General features: G+C 59.8%; 24 protein-coding genes. 10 read left to right on the top strand and 14 right to left on the bottom strand.

From position 1 onward, the window contains the following. Positions 1 to 40 precede the first annotated feature (40 nt). Together aroQ and BK662_RS17830 are read left to right on the top strand one after the other, a co-directional pair. Complete coding sequence (gene aroQ / locus BK662_RS17835; RefSeq protein ID WP_030129491.1) at positions 41 to 481, top strand: type II 3-dehydroquinate dehydratase; 441 nt, start codon at positions 41 to 43, stop codon at positions 479 to 481. A 5-nt stretch (positions 482 to 486) separates the two neighbouring features. Further along, on the top strand, positions 487 to 1,341 hold the full coding sequence (locus BK662_RS17830; protein ID WP_123359134.1) for a shikimate dehydrogenase: 855 nt from the start codon (positions 487 to 489) through the stop codon (positions 1,339 to 1,341). Positions 1,342 to 1,444: 103 nt separating this feature from the next. Here the strand turns inward: BK662_RS17830 and BK662_RS17825 are convergent, their stop codons facing one another. From BK662_RS17825 to BK662_RS17815, 3 genes are all read right to left on the bottom strand, one after another. Continuing rightward, positions 1,445 to 2,122: a TetR/AcrR family transcriptional regulator gene (locus tag BK662_RS17825; protein WP_123359133.1), complete on the bottom strand. Its 678-nt coding sequence runs from the start codon at positions 2,120 to 2,122 to the stop codon at positions 1,445 to 1,447. Between the two features lie 103 nt (positions 2,123 to 2,225). Further along, the gene (quiC, locus tag BK662_RS17820; RefSeq protein ID WP_123359132.1) at positions 2,226 to 4,127 is read right to left on the bottom strand and encodes a 3-dehydroshikimate dehydratase QuiC; all 1,902 of its coding nucleotides are present in this window, start codon (positions 4,125 to 4,127) and stop codon (positions 2,226 to 2,228) included. 211 nt (positions 4,128 to 4,338) lie between these two features. Further along, a complete protein-coding gene (locus BK662_RS17815; protein ID WP_123359131.1) occupies positions 4,339 to 4,566 on the bottom strand; it encodes a hypothetical protein in 228 nt (75 codons plus the stop codon). A gap of 177 nt (positions 4,567 to 4,743) precedes the next feature. Between BK662_RS17815 and BK662_RS17810 the strand changes: the two genes are divergently transcribed. After that, positions 4,744 to 6,081 carry an MFS transporter gene (locus BK662_RS17810; protein ID WP_123359130.1) on the top strand — a complete coding sequence of 446 codons (1,338 nt, stop codon included), beginning with the start codon at positions 4,744 to 4,746 and terminating at the stop codon, positions 6,079 to 6,081. 37 nt (positions 6,082 to 6,118) lie between these two features. On the opposite strand, the gene BK662_RS17805 is transcribed toward BK662_RS17810, so the two are convergent. Together BK662_RS17805 and BK662_RS17800 are read right to left on the bottom strand one after the other, a co-directional pair. After that, positions 6,119 to 7,006, bottom strand: a complete 888-nt coding sequence (locus BK662_RS17805) for a DMT family transporter (protein ID WP_123359129.1) — start codon at positions 7,004 to 7,006, stop codon at positions 6,119 to 6,121. A gap of 373 nt (positions 7,007 to 7,379) precedes the next feature. Beyond that, positions 7,380 to 8,156 (bottom strand): IclR family transcriptional regulator, encoded by a 777-nt coding sequence (locus BK662_RS17800; RefSeq protein WP_123359128.1) that lies wholly within the window; start codon positions 8,154 to 8,156, stop codon positions 7,380 to 7,382. Between the two features lie 278 nt (positions 8,157 to 8,434). Here BK662_RS17800 and ypfJ point away from each other — a divergent pair, with 278 nt between their 5' ends. Further along, positions 8,435 to 9,328 carry a KPN_02809 family neutral zinc metallopeptidase gene (ypfJ, locus tag BK662_RS17795; protein WP_123359127.1) on the top strand — a complete coding sequence of 298 codons (894 nt, stop codon included), beginning with the start codon at positions 8,435 to 8,437 and terminating at the stop codon, positions 9,326 to 9,328. Then, on the top strand, positions 9,328 to 10,287 hold the full coding sequence (locus BK662_RS17790; protein WP_123359126.1) for an alpha/beta fold hydrolase: 960 nt from the start codon (positions 9,328 to 9,330) through the stop codon (positions 10,285 to 10,287). Before ypfJ ends, BK662_RS17790 begins: the two co-directional genes overlap by 1 nt. 126 nt (positions 10,288 to 10,413) lie before the next feature. Here the strand turns inward: BK662_RS17790 and BK662_RS17785 are convergent, their stop codons facing one another. The 3 genes from BK662_RS17785 to BK662_RS17775 form a co-directional block, all read right to left on the bottom strand. Further along, the gene (locus BK662_RS17785; protein WP_123359125.1) at positions 10,414 to 11,007 is read right to left on the bottom strand and encodes an HAD family hydrolase; all 594 of its coding nucleotides are present in this window, start codon (positions 11,005 to 11,007) and stop codon (positions 10,414 to 10,416) included. Further along, positions 11,004 to 11,873, bottom strand: coding sequence for an acyl-CoA thioesterase II (gene tesB, locus BK662_RS17780; RefSeq protein WP_123359124.1), 870 nt, complete (start codon positions 11,871 to 11,873; stop codon positions 11,004 to 11,006). The genes BK662_RS17785 and tesB overlap by 4 nt, the downstream gene beginning before the upstream one ends. 106 nt (positions 11,874 to 11,979) lie before the next feature. Further along, on the bottom strand, positions 11,980 to 12,549 hold the full coding sequence (locus BK662_RS17775) for a GNAT family N-acetyltransferase (protein ID WP_123359123.1): 570 nt from the start codon (positions 12,547 to 12,549) through the stop codon (positions 11,980 to 11,982). 85 nt (positions 12,550 to 12,634) lie between these two features. Between BK662_RS17775 and BK662_RS17770 the strand changes: the two genes are divergently transcribed. Together BK662_RS17770 and BK662_RS17760 are read left to right on the top strand one after the other, a co-directional pair. Beyond that, positions 12,635 to 13,555 carry a histone deacetylase family protein gene (locus tag BK662_RS17770; RefSeq protein ID WP_038981422.1) on the top strand — a complete coding sequence of 307 codons (921 nt, stop codon included), beginning with the start codon at positions 12,635 to 12,637 and terminating at the stop codon, positions 13,553 to 13,555. Between the two features lie 280 nt (positions 13,556 to 13,835). Next, on the top strand, positions 13,836 to 15,077 hold the full coding sequence (locus tag BK662_RS17760; RefSeq protein ID WP_185047151.1) for a TIGR03862 family flavoprotein: 1,242 nt from the start codon (positions 13,836 to 13,838) through the stop codon (positions 15,075 to 15,077). A 138-nt stretch (positions 15,078 to 15,215) separates the two neighbouring features. On the opposite strand, the gene rhlE1 is transcribed toward BK662_RS17760, so the two are convergent. Further along, positions 15,216 to 16,550 carry an RNA helicase RhlE1 gene (gene rhlE1, locus BK662_RS17755; protein WP_038981420.1) on the bottom strand — a complete coding sequence of 445 codons (1,335 nt, stop codon included), beginning with the start codon at positions 16,548 to 16,550 and terminating at the stop codon, positions 15,216 to 15,218. A gap of 65 nt (positions 16,551 to 16,615) precedes the next feature. Continuing rightward, positions 16,616 to 17,542, bottom strand: a complete 927-nt coding sequence (gene yedA / locus BK662_RS17750) for a drug/metabolite exporter YedA (RefSeq protein ID WP_123359121.1) — start codon at positions 17,540 to 17,542, stop codon at positions 16,616 to 16,618. A gap of 162 nt (positions 17,543 to 17,704) precedes the next feature. Between yedA and BK662_RS17745 the strand changes: the two genes are divergently transcribed. Next, a complete protein-coding gene (locus tag BK662_RS17745) occupies positions 17,705 to 18,157 on the top strand; it encodes an Lrp/AsnC family transcriptional regulator (protein ID WP_123359120.1) in 453 nt (150 codons plus the stop codon). A gap of 120 nt (positions 18,158 to 18,277) precedes the next feature. Here BK662_RS17745 and BK662_RS17740 read toward each other — a convergent pair whose 3' ends face one another. The 3 genes from BK662_RS17740 to BK662_RS17730 form a co-directional block, all read right to left on the bottom strand. Further along, the gene (locus BK662_RS17740; protein WP_123359119.1) at positions 18,278 to 18,889 is read right to left on the bottom strand and encodes a 3'-5' exonuclease; all 612 of its coding nucleotides are present in this window, start codon (positions 18,887 to 18,889) and stop codon (positions 18,278 to 18,280) included. Positions 18,890 to 18,911: 22 nt separating this feature from the next. Continuing rightward, positions 18,912 to 19,391, bottom strand: a complete 480-nt coding sequence (locus BK662_RS17735) for a LabA-like NYN domain-containing protein (protein WP_030129509.1) — start codon at positions 19,389 to 19,391, stop codon at positions 18,912 to 18,914. A gap of 141 nt (positions 19,392 to 19,532) precedes the next feature. Beyond that, positions 19,533 to 20,312, bottom strand: a complete 780-nt coding sequence (locus BK662_RS17730) for a DUF2076 domain-containing protein (RefSeq protein ID WP_123359118.1) — start codon at positions 20,310 to 20,312, stop codon at positions 19,533 to 19,535. 177 nt (positions 20,313 to 20,489) lie between these two features. Between BK662_RS17730 and BK662_RS17725 the strand changes: the two genes are divergently transcribed. Next, on the top strand, positions 20,490 to 21,164 hold the full coding sequence (locus BK662_RS17725; protein WP_123359117.1) for a YciC family protein: 675 nt from the start codon (positions 20,490 to 20,492) through the stop codon (positions 21,162 to 21,164). A gap of 74 nt (positions 21,165 to 21,238) precedes the next feature. Then, complete coding sequence (locus BK662_RS17720; RefSeq protein WP_123359116.1) at positions 21,239 to 22,321, top strand: endonuclease/exonuclease/phosphatase family protein; 1,083 nt, start codon at positions 21,239 to 21,241, stop codon at positions 22,319 to 22,321. Positions 22,322 to 22,419: 98 nt separating this feature from the next. On the opposite strand, the gene hrpB is transcribed toward BK662_RS17720, so the two are convergent. After that, positions 22,420 to 24,939, bottom strand: coding sequence for an ATP-dependent helicase HrpB (gene hrpB / locus BK662_RS17715; RefSeq protein ID WP_123359115.1), 2,520 nt, complete (start codon positions 24,937 to 24,939; stop codon positions 22,420 to 22,422). Between the last annotated feature and the right edge of the window lie 316 nt (positions 24,940 to 25,255).

Genomic DNA, 25,255 nt, shown 5'->3' with positions numbered 1-25,255 from the left:
ACCCTCGGCCAATGCCAAAAATAATATGTGGAGAGACCCGATGTCCCCTATCGTTCTGGTGCTCAACGGCCCGAACCTGAACCTGCTGGGCACCCGTGAACCGGCGACTTACGGCCATGAAACCCTGGCGGACATTTCAGCGCTGTGCGGTCGCGCTGCCGAAGAGTTCGGCCTGACCGTAGAATTTCGCCAGACCAACCATGAAGGCGAATTGCTCGACTGGATTCACGCCGCCCGTGGCCGTTGCGCCGGGATAGTCATCAACCCGGCCGCGTGGACTCACACCTCGGTCGCCATTCGCGATGCCTTGGTCGCCAGCGAACTGCCAGTGATTGAAGTCCATCTGTCCAACGTCCATGCCCGCGAACCCTTCCGGCATCACTCCTTTGTTTCGTCCATCGCCACCGCGGTCATGTGCGGTTTCGGCAGCCACGGCTATCGTTTGGCGCTGGAGCATTTCAGCCAACGTTTGGAAGGTTAAGCGTCATGACACAGAACACCGTGGTATTGGCCGGGCTGATCGGTGCCGGCATTCAAGCTTCCCGGACCCCCGCGCTGCACGAGCATGAAGGCGATGCGCAGGGTTTGCGATACCTGTATCGGCTGATCGATCTGGATCAATTGAAACTCGACAGCAGTGCCCTGCCCGACCTGCTGATGGCCGCCGAACGGATGAATTTCACCGGGCTGAACATCACCTTCCCGTGCAAACAGACGATCATCCCGTTGCTTGACGAATTGTCGCCGGAGGCCAGTGGCATTGGCGCGGTGAATACGGTGGTGCTCAAGGACGGCAAACGCATCGGCCACAACACCGATTGCCTGGGTTTTGCCGAAGGGTTTCGCCGTGGCTTGCAGGGCGTTGCCCTTGAGCGCGTCGTACAAATGGGCGCCGGTGGCGCAGGCGCGGCAGTGGCCCACGCGCTATTGAGCGAAGGCGTACAGCTGCTGAGCATTTTCGATGTGGATCAAAGTCGCGCGCAGTCGTTGGCGAACAATCTCAATCAGCATTTTGGTTTCGGTCGAGCTGTGGCCGGGCATGATTTGCCAGGCACGTTAGGCCAGGCTGACGGGCTGGTGAATACCACGCCGATGGGCATGAAAAAACTGCCGGGCATGCCAGTGCCGGTGGAGTTGCTTCGGGCGCAGTTATGGGTCGCGGAGATCGTTTACTTCCCGCTGGAAACCGAACTGCTGCGCAACGCTCGCGCGCTGGGTTGCCGAACCCTGGATGGCGGCAACATGGCGGTATTTCAGGCGGTGAAGGCGTTTGAACTGTTCAGCGGCGTGGTGCCGGATGCTCAGCGGATGCTGGCGCATTTTCAAAGCATGAATGGTTGAAGATCAAAAGATCGCAGCCTGCGGCAGCTCCTACAGGATCGATTAAACGCCGATTACTCTGTAGGAGCTGCCGCAGGCTGCGATCTTTTAAGGGACCTACACATCAGGCCTGCAGATATCGCAAAACCGACTCGCAAATCATCTCCCGATGACGCTGCTTGATGCTTTCGTCCGGCAAGTCGATCTGAAAGATCTCACCGAAGGTATGACGGTTCGACACGCGATAGAAGCAAAACGAGCTGATCAACAAATGCACATCCAGCGGATCGAGGTCGGTGCGGAATACACCCTCTGCAGCCCCGCGCCGCAAGATCTCGCCCAGTGAATCGAGGATGGTGTTGTTCATCGCCTTGATCGCATCGGAGCGCTTCACATACTCGGCGTTGTGAATGTTCTCGATGCTGACGATACGCACGAAATCGACGTTGCGATCATGGTGATCGAAGGTGAATTCCACCAACCGCCGAATCGCTTCCACCGGCGCCAGTTCGGCCAGGTGCAGACGGTTCTCGGTGCTGCGGATATCCCCGTAGAGTTTTTCCAGCACCTCGACATAGAGCTGTTCCTTACTGCCGAAGTAGTAATAGATCATGCGTTTGGAGGTGTGGATGCGTTCGGCGATTGCATCGACGCGCGCACCGGAAAGCCCCTGCTGAACGAACTCGACAATGGCCTCTTGAAGGATGTTCTCGCGGGTCTTTTCCGGATTGTTCTTGCGACTCTTGCGAGGCTCGGCAATTGGCTTTTCGGGCGCTACGGAGAGTTCTGTAATTATTGTCATTGCGGGCTCACGGCCATCACTGCACAAGCAGGCGATTATGGGCTGCCGCGCGCAGTGAAGGAAGCCGCGCGGCAGCGGTTTTGTACCCGTGTTTACGATTTTCCTACAACTTTGCCTGACGTACGCCACCACTTCGCGATTTAGCCATGGCCGCCAGTCGCACTGCCACGTTGGCCGCGCCGTAACCCGCGTAGCCGTTTTTGCGCTGGATGATTTCAAAGAAGAACCGCCCTTCGAACGGCTCGGTGTACACATGAAACAGCTCGCCGCCCTGAGCATCGCGATCGTAGAGCACGTTGAAATAGGCCAGCTCGCTAAGGAACTCATCGTCGAAATCGAACCGCGCGGCGAGGTCATCGTAGTAGTTGAGCGGGATATCCAGCAGCGGCACGCCCGCTTCCTTGGCTCGGCTGACTTCGGCAAAGATGTCGTCGCAATCGAAAGCGATGTGGTGCACGCCGGAACCGCGATAACTCGACAGTGCGTGTGAGATGGCGGTGTTGCGGTTCTCGGAAATATTCAGCGGCAGGCGGATCGAACTGCATCGGCTGCGCAATGCGCGGCTCTTCACCAAACCATACGGGTCGGGTAGCACCACTTCATCGTCGGCTTCGAAATCCAGCAGGCTTTTATAGAACAGCACCCAACTGTCGAGGCTGTCGGCCGGCAGCGCCATCGCCATGTGGTCGATACGCTTGAGGCCACCGCTGGCCACGGCCGTCGGTTGCAGATTGAAGTCGGTGCCGTAGACATCGGCGTTCTTGTCCACCAGGTAAATCAGGCTGCCGTCCGGCGCACGCACCGCTGCCAGTTCAAGCTCATTGGGGCCAACGAGTCCGCGATAGGGCTGGCCCTTGTACGCAACGGCGCGGGCCAGCGCACTGGCGCTGTCCTTGACCCGCACGGCGGTGGCGCACAGCGATGGGCCGTGCGCCTCGAAAAAACTGTGGGCGAAGGAATAAGGTTCAGAGTTGAGGATCAGGTTGATATCACCCTGACGCAACAGGCTGACACTCTTGGAACGGTGTTGTCCGGCCTTGACGAAACCCAGCCGCTCCAGCCAATGAGACAGCTTGGCACCGAGGCTTTCGTCCACTGCGAATTCAAGAAACTCGATGCCGTTGTATTCGCTGGCGCTAGGGGTGTCGAACAGAATGTCGCGATTGGCTGCGGGCGTGGCTTCCTGTTCCAGACGTTGACGGGTTTTCTCTTCCAGATACAGCAACGAACGCAAACCATCGGCGGCGTTGGCCCGTGGCGGTGCGGCGCGGAAGCCGTCGTTGAAGATCTCCAGCGACAGCGGCCCGGTGTAGCCACTCTTGATGATCGGTGCAAGAAAGCCCGGCAGATCAAATTCGCCCTGGCCCGGGAAACAGCGGAAGTGTCGGCTCCACTCCAGCACATCCATGGCCAGGATCGGTGCGTCGGCCATTTGCACGAAGAAAATCTTGTCGCCGGGAATCTCGGCGATGGCGCTCGGGTCGCCCTTGAGCGACAGCGTATGAAAACTGTCCAGCAATACGCCGAGGTTTGGATGATCGGCCTGGCGAACGATGTTCCACACCTGTTGATACGTGTTCACATGCCGGCCCCAGGCCAGCGCTTCATAGCCGATCCGCAGGCCACGAATGCGGGCCCGCTCTGCGAGCTGGTGCAAATCATCAATCAGAATCTGTTCATCACCGATCGAATCGGCCGAGGCGTTGCTGCACACCAGCACCAGGTCGGTGCCCAGTTCCTGCATCAAATCGAACTTGCGCTCGGCCCGTTCCAGATTGCGTGGCAGACGATCGCGGCGGCAACCTTCGAAATCCCGAAAGGGTTGAAACAGCGTGATGGAGATCCCGAGATCGGCGCACATCTGTCTGATTTCCCGCGGGCTGCCGTCGTAGTAGAGCAGGTCATTCTCGAAAATCTCCACCCCGTCAAAACCGGCGGCGGCGATGGCTTCGAGTTTTTCCGGCAGGGTGCCGCTCAAGGAAACGGTGGCAATGGAACGCTGCATGTATGGACTCCCGGTGGTAGGGAAATTTCTTGTCAGGGCGTAGGAGCTGCCGAAGGCTGCGATCTTTTGACTTTGCCTTCAGCAATAGGTCAGGCGTCAGAATCAAGATCAAAAGATCGCAGCCTTCGGCAGCTCCTACAGGGGTAGCGTTTGTCTTGGGCAAATTATTGGCTTGACGAATCCACACAGCAATTCAAAGTGTACTACCCGGTTAGTTTTGCGGGCGATTATCGAACACAATGGCGGTTGGCGAATTGACGATTTTTCGTCCACTGCGCAACATCGACACCACATTGAGTCCGGTCACGACCCCCATGGACTCGGTTACCAAAGACCCTGAACACCACATAAAAATTTCAAAAAACGGGTACACGCTCATGCACTCATTCAACGCCTTGTTTGCTTGCTCCACCGCCCTCACGCCGTGCCTGGCGTCCATCCGAACCTTGCGCCCTCTCGGCCGAACCGTGCCGCTCGCTGAATAACCCGTTGTCGTCAGTCCGACGAAAACACCTCAGCCGATCAATCACACCCGCGCCTGGCGCCGTCGATTGATCACGCGCCCTTGAAGTCCCGACAAGCCTCGCTTGTCAGTCATTGAACGGATGGCACATACATGTTTCCTTCTCAAAGCTCTCGCGTGGCTCCGGCCATGGGCGTCGCCACTGGCGGTATCGGCGACAAAATCCGCGGCGCCATGGCGGTTGGCAAAACCCGTTGGGGGATGCTGGCGCTGGTGTTTTTCGCCACCACTCTGAACTACATCGACCGCGCCGCTCTGGGCGTCATGCAGCCGATCCTGGCCAAGGAAATGAGCTGGACGGCGATGGACTACGCCAACATCAACTTCTGGTTTCAGGTCGGCTACGCCATCGGCTTCGTGTTGCAGGGCCGGTTGATCGACCGGGTCGGCGTTAAACGCGTGTTCTTCTGCGCGGTGCTGCTCTGGAGCCTGGCCACCGGTGCTCACGGCCTGGCCACTTCGGCGGTGGGCTTCATGGTCTGCCGGTTCATTCTCGGTTTGACCGAAGCGGCGAATTATCCGGCCTGTGTGAAAACCACCCGGTTGTGGTTCCCCGCCGGCGAGCGTGCCGTGGCCACCGGCATCTTCAACGCCGGGACCAACGTCGGCGCGATGTTCACCCCGATGCTGTTGCCGCTGATCCTCCACGTCTGGGGCTGGCAAGCCGCGTTCCTGTGCATGTCGGCACTGGGTGGCATCTGGTTGCTGTTCTGGGGTCTGAAGTACTTCAACCCGGAAGATCACCCGAGCGTCAAACAATCGGAACTGGACTACATCCAGAAGGAAGTCGAGCCGGAACAGACCCGCGTACCGTTCTCGCGAATCCTGCGCATGCGTGGCACCTGGGCTTTCGCCCTGGCCTACTCGATGACCGCGCCGGTGTTCTGGTTCTACCTGTACTGGCTGCCGCCGTTCCTCAATCAGCAATACAACCTGGGGATCAACGTGACCCAGATGGGTATCCCGCTGATCATCATCTACCTGACGGCTGACTTCGGCAGTGTCGGCGGCGGCATCCTGTCCTCGTTCCTGATCGGTCGCGGGATCAACCCGATCAAGGCGCGACTGATGTCCATGTTCCTGTTCGCCTGCTGCATCATCGGCGTGATCATGGCGGCCGGCTCGAGCAGCCTGTGGGTCGCGGTGTTTGCCATCTCCCTGGCCATCGGTGCTCACCAGGCCTGGACCGCGAACATCTGGAGCCTGGTGATGGACTACACGCCCAAGCACATGATGAGTACGGTGTTCGGTTTCGGCGGGATGTGCGCGGCAATCGGCGGGATGTTCATGACCCAGTTGGTCGGCCACATTCTGACGATCACCAACAACAACTACACCGTGCTGTTCACCATGATTCCGGCGATGTACTTCATCGCGCTGACCTGGATGTACTTCATGGCGCCGCGCAAGATTCCTACCGTCACCGAGTAAACCCCCTTCCTCCGGCAGGCCTGATTCCAGGCCTGCCTCACCCTTCTTGTCGACGCCGTTGTTGCCACGCCGCTGCCAGTCCGCTGCAACAAATCACCGCGATCCCGACCACTGTGGTCAGGGTCGGCGTGTGAGAAAACAGCAACCAGCCCAGCAAACCGGCAAAGACAATCTGGCAATAGCCGAACGGCGCCAACAACGCGGGCGCGGCGTGACGGAAGGCCTGAGTCAGAAACAGATGCGCCGTCATCCCGCACGCCCCCAGCGCCACCATCAAAAACCCATGCCCCAGGCTGGGCACCTGCCAGAAGAACGGCACCAGGGCACTCATCACCAACGTATTGCAGAGCCCGGCGAAAAAATTACTGGTGGTCGGGCTGTCGATTTCGCTGAGCTTGCGGGTGAGCAGCTGATAGAAGCAGAAAAACAGCGCCGAGCAGAACGGCAGCAACACCGCAGGCGTGAACAGTTCGCCGCCGGGATGGACGATGACCAACACCCCGATGAACCCGCAAATTACCGCCAGCCATTGGCCGCGCGTCACCTGTTCACCGAGCAGTGGCACCGACAGCGCCGTCACCAATACCGGTGCGAGAAAATTGACCGCCGTGGCTTCGGCCAACGGAATAAACAGCAAACCGGTCGTGAACAGCAAACTGGTCCCCAGCAGGCACAACGCCCGCAACAGTTGCAGCAATGGCCGTTTGGTCCGTAGGACACGCAACCCGGACTGCGGCAGAAAAATCCCCGCCATCAGTAACGTGTGAACCACATAGCGGGCCCAGACCACCATGATCACCGGATAGAACCCCGAGAGGTATTTCGACAAAGCGTCGTGACTGGAAAACAGAAAGGTGGCAACGACGATCAGCAGAATCCCTTTGAAGGGCTGATTGACACCGGAAAGCGGAGTGCTGAGGGTCATGGGGTATCCCTTGGTGTCTTGAGATCAGAAGCGGCGATAACTCCAGCACCGTCAGCCATGGATTGCAGATGCTGGTAATGCTGCTGGCCCATTGTTGTCAGCACCGATCAGGGCAATGCGAAGGGACTGAAGTCAAGGCGCGGTCTCTTGTGATTTATTGTTGCCGGGATGGGTTCAAATAATTTAGAACCTGGTTCCAGATTCTCACAGGAGTAACGGCAAATTGTGTTCGATCAGCGCACAGATTCGCATAGTTCACACCAGTGGGAGCGAGCCTGCTCGCGATAACGGGCTGACATTCAACATCTGTATTGGCTGAAAGTTCGCTATCGCGAGCAGGCTCGCTCCCACACTGTTTTTCTGTGCAGGCTGATTAGACGAACAACTCCGACGCCAGACTCGCCGCCGACAGCTCCTCGGCAAACTTCAGCAACAGCGGCGCCAGTTCATGCAACCGCGCGCCCGGCATCCGCGCACTCGGCCCGGCAATGCTGAGTACGCCGATTACCCGACCGTGCCCAGGATGGCGCACCACCGCTGCAATCGCCGATGTGCCTACCGCCGAACTTTCCTCGACCCACGCATAGCCTTGCTCCCTTGCCAGACGCAGGCGTTCGAGTAATTCGATGTTGGAGCGCGGTGCATTCGGCCCGAGGTCCTTGGGCCGGTCAAAGCCCTGGCGTTCCACCAGCGACAACGCCTCGGCATCGCTCATGCACGCCAGCCACGCATGCCCCGACGCGGTGTAAAACAACGGTGCATCGCGGCCCATGTCCGGGTCATAACGCAAGCCGGATCGGGCGCCCTGGGACTTGGCGATCCAGATCTGCCTCTCCCCTTCGATCACTCCAAGGCGCACCAGCTCACCGGTTTCATGGGCGAGGCGATCAAGCACCGGTTGAACGATATCCGCGCCGCTACTCGACAGGTAGCGGAAACCCAGCGCCACCAACTTGGTCGACAGGTGATACCGCAAATTCTCTGGATTCTGCCGCACATAGCCCAGCCGAATCAGCTCGGCGAGCAAGCGATGGGTCGCGCTTTTGGGGATATCCAGTTGCTCTGCCAGCGTCTGCATCGGCAGGCCACGAGGTTCACTGGTGAGGCTTTCCAATACGCTGAAAACACGTTCGATCTGACTGCCGGCCATGGGAAGTTCCACATGAAATTTGCCCGATTCTAGAAGACAACTCGCTGAATGCGAAATCTGGAACCCAGGGGTCCGATAGCCGCCCTCTTTGTCGAATACATACTTCGAGACAGCATCGCCCATTCGATAAAAACCTGACGTCTGAAGGAATTCACTGGACTATCCGCGTTCAATACAAGTCTGAAATATTCCGTGCGTAGCAAAAGACGGACGACCGGACTGGCGCCACGCCTACTCACCAGCAACACTCATCACCATGTTCAACGAGGATTCCCCCCATGCTTTGGAAAAAAGGCCGGCGCAGCGACAACGTGGTTGATGCTCGTGGCGATGATGTCGGTGGGGGCGGCGGTGGGATGCGCTTCGGTGGAGGCAAGGGCCTGAGCCTGACGGCAATCCTGTTGATCGTCGGGATCGGCTGGATCACCGGCCAGGACCCGCTGCAGATCCTCGGCCAACTGACCGGGCAGATGAGCGAGCAATCGGCTCCGGCCCCCACCGAAACCCGCAAGGCGCCACCGGCCAATGATGAAGGGGCCGAATTCGTGCGCTCGATCCTTGGCGATACCGAAGACACCTGGCGCCAGATTTTCCAGCAGGCCGATCGGCAATATAAAGATCCGACTCTGGTGCTGTTCAGCAATCGCGTCAATTCGGCCTGCGGCCTGGCGACTTCGGCAACCGGCCCCTTCTATTGCCCCGCTGACCAGAAGGTCTACCTCGACATGAGTTTCTTCCAAGAGATGTCTCAACGTTTTTCCGCTGCGGGAGACTTCGCCCAGGCCTACGTGATCGCTCACGAAATCGGACACCATGTGCAGACCTTGCTCGGTGTTTCAGCGAAGATTGAGACCGCTCGCCAACAGGGCCGGCAGATGGAAGGCGACAATGGTTTGCTGGTGCGCCAGGAATTGCAGGCCGATTGCCTGGCCGGCGTCTGGGCCAACAATGCGCAAAAACGTCTGAACTGGCTGGAACCCGGTGACATCGAAGAAGCCTTGAACGCCGCCAACGCCATCGGCGACGACCGCTTGCAACAGCAAGGTCAGGGCCGCGTGGTGCCGGACTCCTTCACCCACGGCACTTCGGCCCAGCGAGTACGCTGGTTCAAGGCCGGATTCGCACAAGGCCAGGTTGGCCAGTGCGACACCTTTGCCGCGAAGAATCTGTGATGCGTAAGTGGCTGCTGGTTCTGTTAATCACCTGCGCAAGCACCCAGGCTGCCGAGCAGGGCGTCAAGGCGATCAGTTCCGGGCGCTTGCTGCTGAGCGCCGGGGAAATCGCTGTGAGCATTGGCCCGACGCCGGCGAAAATCGAACGCGTACTGATCATCGTCCATGGTCGATTACGCAATGCGGAAACCTACCGCAAAAGCGCCGAACACGCAGCCGAGCAGGCCGGGCAAAGCGCGAACACGTTGGTACTCGCCCCGCAGTTTCTCAACGAAACCGACATTGCGAGCCAACCGGTGTCTGACAGCGTTTTACGCTGGCAAGGCAATGACTGGATGGCCGGCGGCTTATCCACTGCGCCGTTTACACTGAGTTCCTATGCGGCGCTCGACGAAATCATCGCTCGGCTGGGTGATCGGCGACAGTTTCCGGACGTTAAGCAAATCGTCATCGCCGGTCACTCCGGCGGCGCTCAGGTGGTTCAGCGTTATGCCTTGCTGGGTCACCCTCAGCCAGCCCTCGACACGGAGGGCGTGAAAGTGCGCTATGTGATCGCCAACCCTTCGTCATACGCCTACTTCAATGAGCAACGGCCAGTGGCGTTCAGTCACGCGGGGTGTCCGAACTTCAATCGCTGGAAGTACGGGCTGGCGGATCTGCCCGCTTATGCCAATGGGCAAACACCTGCGCAACTCGAAGAAAGCTACGTCAAACGGGACATCGTTTATTTACTCGGGCAGCAGGACATCGACCCGAATCATCCGGCGCTGGATAAAAGTTGTGAGGCCAAAGCCCAGGGTGCTTCTCGATTGATTCGTGGACGCAACTATTTCAATTATCTGAAGCGACGCCATTCTCAAGGATTGAGTCAGCAGCTGATCGAAGTGCCCGGGGTTGGGCACAATGGGGACGGGATGTTTACATCGCCTGAGGGGCAGAAGGTGTTGTTTGGTCTGTGAGTTTTTGTGGTGCCTGATCTGACGCCTTCGCGAGCAGGCTCGCTCCCACAGTAGATCTGCGCCGGATGCAAATTTGCATTTCATGGAGATTAAAGTGTGGGAGCGAGCCTGCTCGCGATGGGGCCTTCAAGCCAGCAACATTTCTCGCAACGCCACGCAATCGGCAGCATGCCAATCAGTCAATTCCGGCCACGGATTATCCGGCAGATTCACCAGCACCGTCCGCGTCCCCGCCGCCCGGCCGCAATCCAGATCGAAGCGGTAATCACCAACCATCACCATTTCGCGCGCCGGCACTTTCCAGGCTTTGGCCAGTTTCAGCAACCCACCAGGATGCGGCTTGGGCGGTGCTTCATCGCGGCCCAGTACATCCTCCACCGCAAAGCAGTCGGCCAGGCCGATGGCCTCCAGCGTGACATGCGCCAGCTCGCGAGCATTGCGCGTGAGAATGCCCAGACGATAACCGCGCCCGGCCAACTCACGCACCAGTTCCACCGCGCCCGGCGCCGGCTTCGAACCCAACGCCAGATCCCGCTCGTGCTCCAGCAGCCACGCGTGTTTGGCCGCGGCTTCATCAGCCGGCAGTGCCGCGAGGTGGGTCAGGATGTCGTCTTCGGCGGGAATCGCCAACGCCACGCGAATCGCCGCGAAGTCATGCACGGCCACCGTCAGGGTGCCGTCCATGTCGAACACCCAGTGCCGCACCTCAGCCAGGCTCATGCCCAATCCTTGCGATGACGAATCAGGCCTTCCTGAGTGACCGAAGCCACCAGTTGCCCGGCACGGTTGAACACGCTACCGCGGGAGAATCCGCGCGAATTGCCGGCCCACGGGCTGTCCATGGCATACAGCAACCAGTCATCGGCGCGCAGGTCGGCGTGGAACCACAATGCGTGATCAAGGCTGGCGACCTGCATGTCTTTCTGCCAGACCGATTTGCCGTGGGGCAGCATCGAGGTGGTCAGCAGACCGAAGTCCGACGCGTAGGCCAGCAGGTATTTGTGCAGCGCCGGAGTGTCGGCCAAGACACCGTCGGCGCGGAACCAGACGTATTTGATGGGATCGGCAGGTTGAGGGTTGTAGGGGTCTTTTTCGGTCACCGGCCGGACTTCGATCGGTTTCGGGCACAGCAGTTTTTCACGCATGTGCTCAGGGATCAGGTGCGCGCGCTGCTGGGTGAGTTCCAGCTCCGACGGCAGGTTTTCCGGGCCGACCACTTGCGGCATCTCAGTCTGGTGCTCAAAGCCTTCTTCGTCGTACTGGAACGAGGCGCTGCAGGTGAAAATCGGATTGCCCTTCTGGATCGCCGTCACCCGGCGCGTGCTGAAACTGCCGCCATCACGCACCCGATCGACCTGATACACCACCGGCAATTTGGCATCGCCCGGGCGCAGGAAATAGCCGTGCATCGAATGCACGTGGCGCGCCGGCTCGACGGTCTGACTGGCCGCCGACAAGGACTGGCCGAGTACCTGGCCGCCGAACAACTGACGAAAACCCAGGTCCTGGCTGCGGCCACGGAACAGGTTTTCTTCAATCGGTTCCAGGGTCAGCAGGTCTACCAGATCTTCCAACACTTGGCTCATTCAGACTCTCCTCACACAACGCAATGCCGCGCAGTCTTGGCTGCGGCGGTCGATTCAGTTTATGGCCCGGTTCAACATGAGGGCCATTGTAAACGTCCGCGCCTGCTTATCCATGCAAGGTTTGCAGCCATTGCTCACGGGTGATGCGGTACAACACGTGCGGGCGCAGCGGATGATCGGCTGCAAGCCGCGGGTGCTCGAAGTCATCAAAGGGGGCATGGTGCATGCCGATCGCTTGCATGACTTTCTCGGATGGCAGATTGGTCTTGGTGGTGAAGGCGACGACCTCTTGCAGCGCTAACCGATCAAACCCGCAGCGCAGAGCGGTCCACGCCGCTTCACCGGCATAACCCAGCCCCCAGTGTTCACGCGCCAGGCGCCAACCGATTTCGATGGCCGGCGTGAATGGCGCATCGAAGCCGACCACGCCGAGGCCGGTAAAGCCGATGAACGCCCCGGTGTCCTTGCGCTCCAGTGCCCAGAGGCCGAAACCATGCTCGGCAAAATGCCCGCGAATCCGCCCGATCAACGAGGCACTTTCCAGTCGACTCAAGGGTGCCGGAAAATAACGCATCACTTGTGGATCGGCGCACATCGCCGCAAACGCCGGCAAATCCTCGTCACGCCACTGCCGTAACAACAGTCGTGCGCTTTCGAGTTCCAGTATCTGCTCCATCTCGTCCCCCTTTCCCATCCCGCAAGTCTACATCGCTGGTAGGATCCTTCACTCATTCCTACATGCCTTCCTGTATAAATCAGCCATGCCCCTGCCATTGATCTACCACGAAGACTACAGTCCCGAGTTCCCGGCGGATCACCGCTTCCCCATGGACAAGTTTCGCCTGCTGCGCGATCACTTGGTGGACAGTGGCCTGACCCGCGACACCGACTTGCTGCGCCCGGACCTCTGCCCGCCAGAGATTCTCGCCCTCGCCCATGACCCTGCGTATATCGAGCGCTACATGGGCGGCGAATTGTCCCGCGAAGACCAGCGACGCCTCGGCCTGCCCTGGAGCGAAGCGCTGGCCCGGCGCACGGTGCGAGCGGTCGGTGGCTCGCTGCTGGCGGCCGAACAGGCCCTGGAGCATGGTTTGGCCTGTCACTTGGCTGGTGGCACTCACCATGCGCATTACGACCATCCCGCCGGGTTCTGCATCTTCAACGACCTGGCGGTGATCAGCCATTACCTGCTGGAAAGTGGCCGAGTGAATCGCGTGCTGATCTTCGACTGCGATGTGCATCAGGGCGACGGTACTGCACGGATTCTGCACAACACCCCAGAGGCAGTGACCGTTTCCCTGCACTGCGAAAAGAATTTTCCCGCACGCAAAGCCGAAAGTGATTGGGACATTCCGTTGCCGATGGGCATGGGCGATGCCGATTACCTGAAGGTAGTGGACGACGCGCTCAACTATTTGCTGCCGCTCTACCAACCGGACCTGGTGCTGTACGACGCTGGCGTCGATGTACATAAGGACGACGCACTGGGTTATCTGAAGCTGACAGACGAAGGCGTCGCTGCTCGTGATGAAAGCGTGATGCGCCATTGCCTGGGCCGGGATATCCCGGTGGTCGGCGTGATCGGCGGCGGCTACAGCAAGGACCGCAAGGCCTTGGCGCGTCGTCATGGAATCCTCCATCACAGCGCCCAACGGGTCTGGCAGTCATCAGGTTGTCATTGATCTATGGGTCTTTACCCACAATGCCTGTGGAACCGCCTGTGGATAACCTGAGTGAAAGGGTCTGCAGGCCATGCTGCCTATAGCGTGCAACGGAGTGGTTGTTTTTTGATCAGCTCTTGAACACACCAATGACTCCTGTGGGAGCGAGCCTGCTCGCGATGAGGCCTTCACAGTCGATATCGATGTCGACTGATCCATCGCTATCGCGAGCAGGCTCGCTCCCACAAGGGACAGGGCTGGTAGAATGCTCACCCTATCCCGCCAGACCGCAGCGCATTCCATGACCCAGCCCTCGCCCCCCCTCCCCCCTCACGTCGCCATCATCGGCGGCGGCCCCGCCGGTTTGATGGCGGCTGAAGTGCTGAGCCAGGCGGGGATCAAAGTCGACCTGTACGACGGCATGCCTTCAGTGGGGCGAAAATTCCTCCTCGCCGGGGTCGGCGGCATGAACATCACCCATTCCGAGGCCTACCCGGCGTTTCTCTCACGCTATGCCGAACGGGCGCCGCAGATTGCGCCGTTGTTACGGTCCTTCGGCGCCGACGCCTTGTGCCAATGGATTCATGACCTGGGCATCGAAACCTTTGTCGGCAGCTCCGGCCGGGTGTTTCCCACCGACATGAAAGCCGCGCCCCTGTTGCGGGCCTGGCTCAAACGCCTGCGCGATGCCGGCGTAGTTATCCACACCCGCCATCGCTGGCTCGGTTGGGATGGCAACGGTGACTTGCGCATCGACAGTCCCGAAGGCGAAAAACACGTTCAAGTGGATGCGACCTTACTGGCCCTCGGCGGCGGGAGTTGGTCGCGTCTCGGTTCGGACGGTGCCTGGATGCTGCCGCTGGAACAGCGCGGTGTAGGACTGGCGCCGTTGCAACCGAGCAATTGTGGCTTCGAGGTGCAGGCCTGGAGCGAATTGATGGTCAGCAAATTCGCAGGCAGTCCGCTGAAAAACATCGCCATTGGCCTCAATGACGATGTGCCGCGACTCGGTGAATGTGTGATCACTGCCACGGGGATTGAAGGCAGTTTGATCTATGCCCTGTCGGCACCGATCCGTGAATCGATCAATCAACATGGCTCGGCAACCATTCACCTCGATCTGTTGCCGGGCAAACCTGTGGATAAAATTCAGGCAGCGCTGAGCAAACCCCGCGGTTCACGCTCCATGTCCAAACACTTGCACAGTCAGCTTGGCCTTGATGGCGTGAAAGCGGCGTTGCTGCGCGAACTGACACCGGCCGACTACTTTACCGATCCGGCATTGCTGGCCAAGGCGATCAAGGCATTGCCGCTGACGCTGGTGAAAACCCGGCCATTGGACGAGGCCATCAGCAGCGCAGGGGGCGTGATGTTCGAGTCGATGGATAAACGTTTGATGCTCAAGCAGCTGCCCGGCGTGTTCTGCGCGGGTGAAATGCTCGATTGGGAAGCGCCGACCGGCGGCTATCTGCTGACCGCGTGTTTCGCCAGTGGGCGAGCGGCTGGGTTGGGGGTGGTGGAGTGGTTGAAGCACAAGGATTGAGACCGAGGCGCGTCCTTCGCGAGCAAGCCCGCTCCCACATTCGATCGAGTTCTTTCAGGAAGAATGCGATTAATGTGGGAGCGGCGGTGCGACGATTCGACTTGCTCGCGAAAGCGGTCTAACCGGCGCAGCGTTTAATCAAGGCTTACGTTTACGCGGCCCGGTGTTAAACACCGGCACTTTACGCACAGGCTTGATCGAAGGCTCCGGCGCCGAGGCATCACCGCTCTCGACCCATTTACCCAGGTTGCGCTTGCCGCCACTGGAGGTTTTGGGCTTCTTCGGTTTTTTCGGCTTCTTGACAACCTGACCGCTGGCATCGGTATCCGGCACGCGGTGCTCAGGCTCGAAATCCTGTTCCATCTGACGAGTCAACGTCTGACGGGTCAACATCTCGATGGCTGACAGCTGATTCACTTCATCGGCACACACCAGCGAAATAGCCTGCCCGGTTGCGCCTGCACGACCAGTACGACCGATGCGGTGGATGTAGTCCTCCGCCACGATCGGCAGGTCGAAATTGACCACCAATGGCAAATCTTCGATATCCAGACCACGGGCGGCAACGTCAGTGGCGACAAGGATCTGCACTTCACTGGCCTTGAAACGATCCAGTGCCCGCTGACGGGTCGCCTGAGGTTTGTCGCCGTGGATGCCGTCGGCATTGATGCCCAGGCCCTGGAGTTTTTCCACCAGCGCGTCTACGCCGTTGCGAGTCTTGGCGAACACCAGCACCTGCTTCCACTTGCCCTTGCGCATCAAGTGAACGAACAGCTCCGACTTGCGCTTCTTGTCCACCGTCACCACCCATTGCTTGACGGTGTTGGCGGCGACGTTACGCGGGCTGACTTCGATGCTCAGCGGGTCGTTGAGCATTTGCCCGGCCAGCGTGCGGATGGCATCGGAAAAGGTCGCAGAGAACAACAGCGTCTGACGTTTCTTCGGCAGGGCTTTATAGATATTCCCCAGCTCTTCGGAAAAACCCAGATCAAGCATGCGATCGGCTTCGTCCAGCACCAGGGTTTGCAACTGGTTGAACTTGAGCGCGTTCTGGCGGAACAGGTCGAGCAAGCGGCCCGGAGTCGCCACCAACAGGTCGACGCCTTTGCGCAGCTTCATCATTTGCGGGTTGATGCTGACGCCGCCGTACACCGCGTACGTGCTCAACGGCAGGTTCTCGGCGTACTGACGCACGCTTTCGTGAACCTGCTCGGCCAGTTCGCGGGTCGGCACCAGGATCAGTGCGCGCACGGAGTTGGCGCTGACTTTCGGCCCTTCCATGGCCAGCAATTGCAGCAGCGGCAAGGCGAAGCCGGCGGTCTTGCCGGTGCCGGTCTGGGCTGCTGCCATCAGGTCACGACCGGCCAGCACCGCCGGAATCGCTTGTGTCTGCACCGGCGTAGGGGTCTGGTAGCCGAGCGTCTCGAGAGCGCGCAGCAAGGGTTCGATCAGGCCAAGGGTGGCGAAAGTCATGGGAGTACCGTAGGAAAATTCAGCGCGGTTGTGCAAAACGAGTGTGCAATGGCGCGCAGTTTACCCTAATTCGCGCGGGATTCTGTCGGCACCACTACCGCAGGCCGATCGACACCTCGGCGCCACTGCGGCAATCCGATCAACACCACGGCACTGATGATCACTGTCATGGCCAGCGCTTCTTCAATACCAATGGTCTCGCCAACAAATACGATACCCAGCAACACCGCTACCGCCGGGTTGACGTAGGCGTAACTGGTGGCCGCCGCCGGACGCACATGTTTCAACAGGTACATGTAGGCGTTGAAGGCGATGATCGAACCGAAGACGGTCAGGTACGCCAGCGCCGCCCAGCCTTCGATCGGCGGCATGGCCTCAAGATGCTCACCGCTCACCGCGCTGCCGATCAACAACACCACGCCGCCCACCAGCATTTCCACGGCACTGGCCATCGCGCCCTGTGGCAACGGCAAGTGTTTGCTCCACACCGAACCGAAAGCCCAGGATGCGGCCGCGAATACCAGCAACGCCGCACCCAACGGGCTCGATTGCAGATTGGAGCCGAGGTTGAGCATGGCGATACCGATCAACCCGAGCACAATCCCGGCCCATTCGAGACGGGTATTACGCGCGCCCCAGAAATATCCGCAGAGCAAGGTAAACAGTGGCACCGTCGCCACCGCCAACGCGGCAACGCCGGAGGCGACACCGGTGTGTTCAGCCACGCTCACTGCACCGTTACCGCACGTCAGCAGCAAAATCCCGATGATCCCCGCCGCTTTCCATTGCGCCCACGTCGGTGCAGGTGCCCCGCGCCAGCGCAGGAACGCGTACATCAATGTACCGGCGATCACGAAGCGAATACCGGCGAGCAACAACGGCGGCCAGTACTGCACGCCGATTCGAATCACCAGGTAGGTCGATCCCCAAATCACGTACAGCGCGAAGAAAGCAGCGATCAGCGGTAAGGAAAAACGGCGTATGCCAGGCATGGGCAGCTCGAGAACAAGACAAAGAGAGCAGCTATTCTAGAAAGGCCAACGGCGGAAAATAAGTTACAAAACCTGTTTATCGCACCGGTACACTTTTCAAAACACGGAGTTCAGCGCTATAAACCGTGCTTTCGAAAGTCAGTCTTTTTCAGGAATGCCATGATGGACAAATACGACCGCATGCTCCTCAGCGCCCTGTTGGAAAACGGTCGTGCGTCCTACGCCGAACTGGCGCGCAAGGTGAACCTGTCCGCTCCGGCGGTGGCCGAACGCGTGGCCAAACTTGAAGCCTGCGGAGTGATCACCGGCTACCAGGCGAAAGTCGACATGGCCAAACTCGGCCTGCCGATCCAGTGCGTCATCGAACTGCGCCTGAACCAGCACGGCAACCAGAAAACCTACGACGAACTGATCAAAATCCCACAACTCACCGAATGCCATCGCGTCACCGGCGACCCGTGCGTGATCATGCAAGCGGCGGTGGGCTCGATGCCGGAGCTGGAAGAGTTGATCAACCGGATCGCCACGTTCGGGTTCAGCAAGACCTCGATCGTGCTGTCCAGCGCCATCGAGAAGCGTGTGCCGTTGGGGCAGCTGGAAGGAAATGGGAAGTAGTTCTCCCGTAGGAGCTGTGAGTGAAACGAGGCTGCGATCTTTTGATCTTGATCTTAAAAGTCAAAAGATCGCAGCCTCGTTTCACTCGACAGCTCCTACAGGGGTTCAGTGGTGTTTCCGTCAGAACCCGCGATACCGCTTCAAATGCTCATTGATCTTCGCCGCCGGCACTTTCTGCAAACTGACGAGCAGTTCATGGGACAACTCCCGCAATCCATGCTTGCGCCGCAACTCTTCAGCCAAGTGCGCCGTCAGGTTGGCCGCCATTTCGGCATCGGCCATGGCCCGGTGAGCCTTTCCGGTATTGGGCAGGCTGGCGAAAGTGGTGAGGGTGCCGAGTTTGTGGTCCGGCGCGGCGGGCATCAGGCGGCGGGCGAGTAACAGCGAGCAGGCAAAATTCTGCAGGCGTGTACGCTTGATTCGCCCAAGTTCAAAGTCCCAGAACTTCTGGTCGAACGCAGCGTTATGCGCCAGCAGTGGTGTGATGCCAACGAATTCATTGACCTCGTTCATCACCTGCTCGGCCGAGGGCGCGGTGCGCAGCATGGCGTTGCTGATGCCGGTGAGTTGTTCGATGAAGGCCGGCACCCGCACGCCGGCGTTCATCAGGCTTTGGTAACGCTCGACGATGCGCCCCTGTTCCAGAATCACCACGGCAATTTCCGTGGCCCGGCAGCTGCTGCTCGGGGAGAGCCCGGTGGTTTCAAAGTCGATGACTGCTATGCGTTCCAAACCTGTTTCAACTCCGTAAAAATCAATTCTTGAGCAGCAACGCGCCTTCGATCGGCACGTAACGGCTGGCAGCGCGGATCAGCGAATTGGCCGTGAGACCGGGCACACCATAGGCCACCGCTTGCACGCCGTGCTTGCTGATGATGCGTTCCAGCAACATGTCGAAATCACCATCACCGGAGGCCAGCACCACTTCGTCGACATGGTCGGCGGCGTCCATGATGTCGAGGGTGATGCCCACGTCCCAGTCACCTTTGGCCGAACCGTCGCTGCGCTGGATGTAGGGCTTGAGCTTCACGATGAAACCGAGATTGCGCAGGATCTGCTGAAACTGCTGCTGCTTGCTGTCGCCACGATCGATCGCATAGGCATAGGCCTCGACGATCTGCCCTTCTTTACTGACGTCAGCCCACAGCGCGGCGTAGTTGAAGTGGCAACCATAAGCCTGACGCACGGTGTAATAGAGGTTCTGGACATCGGCGAACACTGCGATTTTTTTCACCGTACATCCTCATTAGCGTGCCGAAGCGCGGGCAGGATCAGGCACCAGGCCCGAAAAGTTGCCCAGTATGCCAGCCCGAAGGATTGTTCCGCGAATAATCGGCCATATGGCGAGGGAGCAAGCCCCCTCGCCATAGATGTATCAGATGAAGGAATCGTCGTCGCCACCGAAGAACGATGAGCTGTCATCGCTATAGTCGGCGTCGGCGAATCCGCCTTGATCGCTGGAACTGTCAGCCACGCGCTGATCGTCGCCCCAGCCATTGCCGCTGCCGCTCTGATCGTTGACCTGAGCCGGTTCTTCCTTGATGACTTCAACCACTTCCGGCTGCTGATGGTGCTGGAACAGGCTGCTGATGCCCTGCGCCAGCATCACGCCACCGGCCACACCCGCTGCAGTTTTCAACGCACCACCGAGGAAACCGCTGCCGGCAGGCTGTTGCGGTGCGTAATTTTGCGCAGGCGGCGTTCCGAAACTCTGCTGAGCAGCCGGCGCACCGAAGTTTTGCTGTGGCGGTTGCGAGTTGAACGACGGCCGCCCCGGCTCACGCCAGCCGCCATTCGACGGAGCGGCGCTTTGAGTCGGCGCAGGCTGCGGATCACGGGAGCCACCACCGAAGATGCTCGACAAAAAGCCGCCGTTGCTCGGCGCCGGAGCCGCGGTCTGCGCCTTGGCCGATTGCAGTTCAGCCTGCAATTGCTGGACTTGTTGGGTGAGTTGCTTGTTCTGTTCGTCGAGGCTCTTGATGGCTGCCTCTTGCACCAGAATAGCCTGGGTCATGAAATAGCCCGCCGCTGGCTGGCGAGTCAGGTGTTCCTTGATCCGCGCTTCAGCCTGGGCGTCGCGCGGGGCTGAATCCGTTTCGGCCTGTTGCAGCCGGGAAAACAGTCCATCGATCAGGGTTTGTTCTTCGCTGTTCATGGCGACCTCATAGATTGCCGGGAATATCGTCGCCCTCATCCACCGTGGATAAGGTGCTCACCAGTAATGGGGCTGATACAGGATGTTTCAATGACCTTTACCGAACGTTTACGTTTGCGCCCCAAAGGGTTTGATCGGTTAAAGTGAGGCACTGCTTTCAACCTGCGATACCGACTGATGAATTCGTTCGATGTGCTGCGTGACTCTCTGTATTTCTTCAAGCGCAATCTGAGCCAGATCGTGCAGCTGTGCCTGCCGCTGGTGATTTTCGAGGCATTGCTGCAACAACTGGTCGATCACTCCACGGAACCGGACAGCTTCCCCGGCATCAGTGTGATTGTCGGCTTGCTTGTGTATCCGCTGTACACCGCCGCGCTGATCCTGTTTCTCGATGCCCGCAGCCGTGGTGAATCACCGCGCATCCGCGACCTGCTGGCGACCTCCGCAACCTTGTGGCCGCGTTTCGCCGTGCTGACCGCCCTCAATACCCTGCTGATCCTGATTGGCCTGTCGCTGTATTTCCTGCCGGGCATCTGGCTGATGGTGACGCTCGCATTCGCTGAATACCTGCTGGTGCTGCGCGGCCTGGCACCGCTGGCGGCAATGAAGGAAAGCCTGCGCCTGACTCGCGGGCATTTCCTGCGCATTCTGGTGTGCATTCTCTGCGTGATGGGCCCGCTGTGGGTGCTCAAGGGGGCGACACTGGCGGTTTACCCCGACCCGCAGAACCCGGTGATCTCACTGCTGATCGACAGCGCCCACAGCTTTCTGCAACTGTTCACCAGTGTGGTGGTGTTCCGTTTGTTCATGCTGATCGCCGATGCGCCCGAGAAAGCTGACGGAGCGCTCTGAGCGCTCTACCCTTGGGCTTGGGCGCTGCTCTCGGTTATGCTCGGGGTCAATTTTGTAACGCTATAAGCCGAGCCATGACCCGTCTACTGCGCTACACCCTGCTGGGCCTGCTGATTGCCATTGGCCTGATTGCATTGCTGATCTACAGCCTGACCTGGCGCCCCCAGGCCAAGGAAGTGCTGCCGGTCAGTTGCAACGCCCAGGCGCCGACATTGGCGCCCGGCCAGGCGCTGAAGGTGATGACCTGGAACGTCCAGTACCTGGCAGGCAAGCGCTACGTGTTCTGGAACGACCTGGCTGCAGGAAACGACGAGAGCCCTACGCCTGAAGACATGGCCTTCAGCCTCGACGAAGTGGCGCGGGTGATTCGCGACGAGCAACCGGACATCGTGCTGTTGCAGGAACTCGATGACGGCGCCAAGGCCAGCGACTATCAGAACCAGCTCAAGCTGCTTCAGGATCGAGTTACCGACCTGTATCCATGCACCGTGCAGGCCTTCGACTGGAAAGCCGACTTCGTGCCTGAACCGCACCTCTACGGCAGCGTTGGCCGGCAATTGGCAACCCTGAGTCGCTACCAGATCGAACACGCCGAACGCCTGCAATTACCGGTCGCACCGGCCAATTTCATCAGCCGTCAGTTCAAGCCGAAAAACGCCTTGCTGGTCACTCACCTGCCATTGAGCAACGGCAGCCAGATAGCCGTGTTCAACACCCATCTGGACCGTGCCACCACCGCGTTCGACGAAACCTTGCAACGCCAGGTGACAGCCGTGGCCAAGGTCCTCGACAAGTATGAAAGTCGTGGCACGCCGTGGCTGATCGGTGGTGACTTCAACCTGTTGCCGCTGGGCCAGTATCGACGCCTGCCTGCCGAGCAACGCACGCCCTACTCCGCCGACAGCGCGCTGCATGTGCTGTGGGACAAGTACCCGATGATCCCCACCAACAACGAAGCCAGCGGTATCGACCGGGCACAATGGCTGACCCATTACCCGAATGACCCGGGCTTGAACGGCCCGGACCGGACCGTCGACTATCTGTTTTACAGCCCGCACATCAAACGGGTTGAGGCGAGGGTGAGACAGGACGATACGTTGCGCATTTCCGATCATTTGCCGGTGATTGTGCGGTTTCTGTTGCCGGCAGCGCCTTAGATTTGTGGCGTTAGTGAAAAAGATCGCAGCCTTCGGCAGCTCCTACAAGGGATCGCATTCCAATGTAGGAGCTGCCGAAGGCTGCGATCTTTTGATCTTCAGCTTTTACGAGGCTTGATCCGCGCCGTCGCCTCGGCCACCAACGGATCGTCCGGCCAATAGTGCTTCGGATAACGCCCCTTCAAATCCTTCTTCACCTCGGCGTAGGTGCTGCGCCAGAAGTTCGCCAGGTCCTGCGTCACCTGCACCGGCCGCCGCGCCGGGGACAGCAGATGAAGCTTGACCACTTGCCGGCCACCGGCAATGCGCGGGGTTTCGGCCAGGCCGAACAGCTCCTGCAAACGCACCGCCAGAATCGGCGGCTGTTCACTGTAATCCAGACGAATCGATGAACCCGACGGCACGCTCAAATGGTGCGGCGCCAGCTCTTCGAGCCGTTGTGGCAGAGGCCAGGGCAGCAGATTGTGAACGATGCTCGACAAGTCCAGATTGGCAAAGTGACTGAGCCGCGAGACTTTGCCCAGATACGGCATCAGCCAGTGTTCAAGGCTTTTGAGCAGTGCAGCGTCGCTGACATCCGGCCATTCGCTCTGGCCCTGACTGCCAAGGTCCAACTGGCGCAACAACGCCACCCGCGCCTGCCACTGACGCAACTCCGGGGTCCACGGCAACAGCTCCAGACCTTTGCGCCGCACCAGGTTCACCAGCGCCTGACTGCGAGCGTTTTCGTCGAGACCGGTCAGCGGTTCGCGGCTGAGGATCAACTCGCCGACCTTGCGTTGACGCTCGGCCCGCAGCACACCTTCGCGCTCATCCCAATCCAGTTGATCGACACAACGCACCTGCTCGGCCAGCACTGAATCGAACAACGCTGGATCGAAATCCGTCGCCAGATAAATCCGTTCTTCACGCTGGCCCTGACGACTGCCCAGATCGGCGATCACCAGCCACGGTTGCTTCATCAAGCTGTCCGCTTCAGCAAACAGCGCTGCGCGACCGTTGGCCAAACGATACTCCGCGCCACCGGCACGACGCTGCTGGGCAACGCGGTCGGGATAGGCCAACGCCAACAGCGCACCGAGCCAGCGAGGATGATCCGGATCACCGACCGGTTCCGACGCTTTACCCCGCAGATAACCGCGATACTGCCGCGCCAGTTGCCGGGCACGTTGCACGCCACCCTGAGCGCCGCGTGCGGCCCGTTCTTCGCCGGACAGCAGCACCAGTCGGCTGTGCAGATCCGCGCCAGCGCCACGCAAGATATCCCGCTCACCGAGCAGTGCTGCAACATCGCAGGCCATGTCGGCGAGACCGAGCGCGTGGCCTCGCAACAGCAAATGGGCGATCCGTGGATGCGCCGGCAGTTCGGCCATGGCCTGTCCGTGCCGAGTCAGTGCGTCGCCCTCCAGCGCGCCCAAACGTTCAAGCAGATCCTGAGCCTGTGCATAAGCGGCTGCCGGAGGGACATCGAGCCAAACCAACTGCCCCGGCGTCACACCCCAACGCCCCAGTTGCAAGGCCAGCCCGGCGAGGTCCGCCGAGAGAATTTCCGCACTGGCGTAAGCCGCCAGTTGCTCGTGCTGATCCTGCGACCACAAGCGATAACACACACCGGGCTCCAGGCGCCCTGCCCGGCCCGCGCGCTGCGTGGCGCTGGCTTTGGAAATGCGTTGAGTATCCAGGCGAGTCATGCCGCTGCCGGGGTCGAAACGCGGCACACGCGCCAGCCCGGCATCGATCACCACGCGCACACCGTTGATGGTCAGGCTGGTCTCGGCGATGTTGGTGGCCAGCACCACTTTGCGTTTGCCGGCGGGCGCCGGATCAATCGCCGCACGCTGGGCCGCCAGATCCAGTTCGCCGTGCAACGGGCAAAGCAATACCGGCGTGCCCTCACCCAACGCATCGACTAATTGTTGATGCACCCGACGGATCTCGGCCTGCCCCGGCAGGAACACCAGCAGGCTGCCGGTTTCATCGTTCAGCGCGTCGAGGACGGTCTGCACCACCCTTGGCTCGATAAATTCACCGGGCTGAAACGGTCGACCCCAGCGCATCGCCACCGGATACATGCGCCCTTCACTGCGCAGGATCGGTGCGTCATCCAGCAACCCGGCCAGGCGTTCGCCTTCCAGTGTCGCGGACATCAAGAGGATTTTCAGCGGTTGATCGTCGCGAAACAGCTCCCGGCCATTCAGGCTCAGGGCCAGCGCCAGGTCGGCGTCAAGGCTGCGTTCGTGGAATTCATCGAAAATCAGCAAGCCCACGCCTTCCAGCGCCGGATCATCCTGCAAGCGCCGGGTGAGGATGCCTTCGGTGACCACTTCGATGCGGGTATTGGGGCCGACTTTGCTGTCGAGACGAATGCGGTAGCCAACGGTTTCACCGACCTTCTCGCCCAGTTCACTGGCCAACCGCTCCGCCGCCGCCCGCGCAGCCAACCGGCGCGGTTCGAGCATCAGAATGGTCTGCCCGGCCAGCCACGGCTCATCAAGCAAGGCCAAGGGCACGCGGGTGGTTTTACCAGCGCCGGGCGGTGCTTCGAGCACGGCTTCGTGGCGTGTAGCGAGGGCTTCACGCAAGGCGGGTAAAACTTCATCAATCGGCAAAGAAATCATGCTGGCTCCCCAGGGCGTGCCCACAGTAAATTGCGAGTCGCGTTGAAGCTGTGGGCGTGCCAGGCAAGGCGCGGGACGCAGGTAAGGGTCGTTTCCTTGCCAAGTCCCGCAACGCAGCATGGCGCGCCCACAGCTTCAGCCCGGAGGGCCGAACCCCAATAAAATTTATCAGCCGTTACGCGTGGTCGATCTGGAAAAAACAACTTCAATACTCAACTATTCCAGGGAGGGGTGAGACGCGTCCGCAATTTACTGTGGGCACGCCCTGCCGCCGCGAGTATAACGGCGAACTGCTTGGTGTTTATCACGGTCCTAA

The sequence above is a fragment of the Pseudomonas frederiksbergensis genome, from assembly GCF_003732275.1.
Taxonomy (GTDB): domain Bacteria; phylum Pseudomonadota; class Gammaproteobacteria; order Pseudomonadales; family Pseudomonadaceae; genus Aquipseudomonas; species Aquipseudomonas frederiksbergensis_H.
Note: the sequence above shows the minus strand (reverse complement) of the source record. Positions and strands in the feature narration are given on the sequence as shown.